Here is a 3,534-nt window from a genome sequence, read left to right on the forward strand (position 1 = left end):
CGGAAGGGGGCCCCGCTCCAGGGTGAGGCCGCCGCGCCCGAGGCGCTGGGGACGCGGCTCTACGTGAACCTGGCCCTGCCGGGGCAGGCCGAGGAGGCGGCGGCGCTGCCGGTGGACGGCGTGGGCCTGTTGAGGGCGGAGTTCATGCTCACGGAGGCCCTGGGCGGCGTGCACCCGCGCAAGCTCATCGCGGAGGGCCGCGGCCGCGAGTTCGTCGAGCGGATGTCCGGCGCGCTCTTGTCCATCACCCGCGCCTTCCGGGGCCGCCCGGTGGTGTACCGGACCACGGACTTCCGCACGAACGAGTTCCGGGGGCTGGAGGGCGGAAGCGACTTCGAGGCCACCGAGGCCAACCCGATGATTGGCTTCCGCGGCTGCTACCGCTACCTGCGCGAGCCCCAGGTGTTCCAGCTGGAGCTGGAGGTGCTCGCCCGCGTGCGCGAGGAGACGCCCAACCTCCACCTGATGATCCCCTTCGCCGACGAAGTGGGAGCTGGAGGCGTGCCTGGAGGCCGTGGACGCAAGCCCGCTGGGACGCCAGCGCGGGCTGGAGCGCTGGGTGATGGCGGAGGTGCCCTCCGTCGTCTACCGCATCCCGGAGTACGCGCGCATGGGCATCACCGGCGTGTCCATCGGCTCCAATGATTTGACGCAGCTCATGCTGGGCGTGGACCGGGACTCGGAGCTGTGCGCGGAGCTCTTCGACGAGGAGGACGCGGCGGTGCTGGACGCCATCGTCCGCATCATCCGGGCCAGCCGCGAGGCGGGCATCACGTCGTCGCTCTGCGGCCAGGCCCCCTCCAACCGCCCCGCCTTCGCGGAGCACCTGGTCCGCGCGGGCATCACCTCCCTGTCCGTGGATCCCGCGGCCGTCGGCGCCACCCGGGCGGTCGTCGCGGCGGCGGAGCGGCGGCTCCTGCTGGAGTCCGCCCTGCGCCGCTAGGGCGCGCTTCCGGCGTGCGTGCCGGCGTGCGCGTCCGCGGCCTCCGCCACCGGCAGCGTGAAGAAGAACGTGCTCCCCGCGCCGGGCGCGCTCTCCACGCCGACCTGGCCGCCGTGGGCCTCCACCAGCCCCTTCACGATGGCGAGCCCCAGCCCCGCGCCCTCCTTGCGCTTCGGCCCGGCCTGCCAGAAGCGCTCGAAGATGCGCGGCCGGTCCTCCGCCGAGATGCCAGGGCCCGTGTCCGTCACCTGGAAGCGGACCTGGCCCGCCTCCGGCTGGACGCGCAGCAGGATGTGTCCTCCCTCGGGCGTGAACTTGAGCGCGTTGCCCAGGAGGTTGGAGAGGATCTGCAGCAGCCGCTCCGGATCCGCCAGGACGCGGGGCACCGCCTCCGGCACGTGGGCCTGGAGGCGCAGGGCCCTGGCCTCCGCGAGCCCCCGGTGCTGCTCCATCACCTCCTGGATGAGCGGCGCCACCTCCAGCGGCCTGCGCTCCACCGGCAGGACGCCTCCGTCCATCCGGGCCACGTCCAGCAGGTCCTGGATGAGCCGGTTCGCCCGCTGGACCGACCTCTGGAGGGTCTCCAGGCGGTGCCGGACGCCGCCGCCTTCGGGCAGGCCCTTCTCCAGCATGCTGGCGCTCAGCTGGATGACGTTGAGCGGGGCGCGCAGGTCGTGCGCGACGACGCGCAGCACCTCCTCGCGCAGGCGGATGGCCTGCTCGGACTGTTCGAACAGGCGGGCGTTGTCGATGGCGAGCGCGGCGCGGCGGGCCAGCTCCTCCGCCAGGGCCAGCTCCCGGGCGCCGTAGCGGCGCCCGGACCCGGACGTCGCGAGGAGGATGACGCCCAGGTTCCGGTCCCGGCTGCGCAGCGGAACGACGATGACCGACCGGGGCGCCAGCTGGCGCAGCTGCTCCAGGTGGCGGGCATCCACCGCGACCGCCTCGAACATCTCGGGCGGCACCTCCGGCAGCAGCACCGGCCGTCCCGTGCGCAGCACGGAGGCGGTGATGCGGTCCGGCGGGAGGGGCTGCGTCCCGTACGCCTCGCCCAGCGTCCGCAGCCGCTCCGCCATCCGCGGCTCCGAGGCCGCGCACTCCACGTGATGCAGGCGTCCGCTCCCGTCCAGGCAGGCCACCACGCACCAGTCCGCCAGCGCCGGCACGGTGAGCTCCGCCACCGTGGCCACCGTCGTCCGGGACGACAGCGACGCCGCGAGCCGCGGGCCCACGTCCGCCAGGAAGCGCCAGGCCCGCTCCAGCTCCTGGCGCTCGGTGATGTCCTGCATCTGCGAGATGAAGTGGAGCGGCCTCCCCGCCGCGTCGCGCACCACCGCGCTCCACATGAGGATGGCGATGCGCCGGCCGTCCTTGCGCACGTAGTGCTTCTCCCGCTGGAAGGACCTGAGCTCGCCCCGGCGCATCCTCGCGGCGTTCTCCTGGTCCTGCGCCACCTCCTCTGGCGCGGTGAGCTCCTGGAAGGACCGGCTGAGCAGCTCCTCCCGGGAGTAGCCCACCAGCTCGCAGAGCGCCGCGTTCACGAGGAGGAAGCGGCCGTCCAGGTCCACCAGCGCCATGCCGACAGGGGCGCCCTCGAACGCGGTGCGGAAGCGCTCCTCGCTCAGGCGCAGCAGGTCCTCCGCCCTCCGCCGCGCGCTGATGTCCCGGAGGATGACGGTGAGCAGCAGCGTGCCGTCCACGCTCAGCTTGGAGATGCTGGCCTCCGCGGGAAACCGCTCCCCGTCCTTGCGCTGGCCGAGGATGGGCAGCCGCTCGCCCATGTGCCGGGACGTCACCGGGCCCCGCACGAAGTTCCGCACGTGCCGCGCGTGGACCTCCCGGAGGTTTTCGGGGAGGAGCACGTCCAGCGGCTGCCCCAGGACCTCGCTCGCGGGGTAGCCGAAGATGCGCTCGGCGCTCGCGTTGAACAGGATGATGCGCTGCGCGGCGTCGATGGAGATGATGGCGTCCGCGGCATGCGTGACGATGCCTCCGAAGCGCGCCTGCGACAGCCGCAGCGACTGCTCCGTCCGCCGCTGGCTCGCGTCCAGCCGCGAGAGGGCGCTCGCGTTCCAGAGGGCCACGGCGAGGAACGACGCCATCGTCGCGAGCACGAAGAGCGTGCTGCCCTCGGTGGTGCCATAGAGCCCCAGCCGCTCTCCCAGGAGCCGGGCGGCGCCCACCGCGGGCACGACGACCAGGACCGCGAACAGCAGCCGCCGCGCGGAGTGCCCCCCCAGGTCGTCCCGCAGGAGCACGCCCATCACGCCCTGCTCGGGGTGGAGGGAGAGCAGCGCGCCTGAAAGCAGCAGCAGGGCCAGCGACAGGGGAAGCCCTGGCGCCCGGGAGGCGCCCGTCACCGCGTTCAGGGGCGGCAGCCCGAACCAGTGCTCCTGATACAGCCCCGCGATGAGCCCCCACACCGCGACCAGCGCCGCGAAGGAGGCGAGCCACCGCGCGGGGGACCCGCCGCGCCGCGTGCGCACGCGCAGGGTCCAGAGCGACAGCCCCGTGAGCACCAGGCCCAGCCCGCCGCCGGGGATCTCCCGGGTGAGCCCCATGAGGCCCATGCCCACGACCCCGGTCGCCAG

At 73.8% G+C, this 3,534-nt stretch carries 3 protein-coding genes; 2 read left to right on the forward strand and 1 reads right to left on the reverse strand.

The window, feature by feature from the left end; all coding sequences use genetic code 11:
* Together ACLEQD_RS39380 and ACLEQD_RS39385 are read left to right on the forward strand one after the other, a co-directional pair.
* Positions 1–645 (forward strand): putative PEP-binding protein (locus ACLEQD_RS39380; protein WP_410391052.1); only part of this gene is annotated, 645 nt, incomplete at its 5' end.
* Positions 548–943 (forward strand): putative PEP-binding protein, encoded by a 396-nt coding sequence (locus tag ACLEQD_RS39385; RefSeq protein WP_410391056.1) that lies wholly within the window; start codon positions 548–550, stop codon positions 941–943. The genes ACLEQD_RS39380 and ACLEQD_RS39385, both read left to right, overlap by 98 nt.
* Here the strand turns inward: ACLEQD_RS39385 and ACLEQD_RS39390 are convergent.
* Positions 940–3,534 (reverse strand): PAS domain S-box protein (locus ACLEQD_RS39390; protein WP_410391054.1); only part of this gene is annotated, 2,595 nt, incomplete at its 5' end. The two genes, ACLEQD_RS39385 and ACLEQD_RS39390, sit on opposite strands and share 4 nt — an antisense overlap.

It is taken from the genome of Corallococcus sp. 4LFB (assembly GCF_046520365.1).
Classification (GTDB): Bacteria; Myxococcota; Myxococcia; order Myxococcales; family Myxococcaceae; genus Corallococcus; species Corallococcus caeni.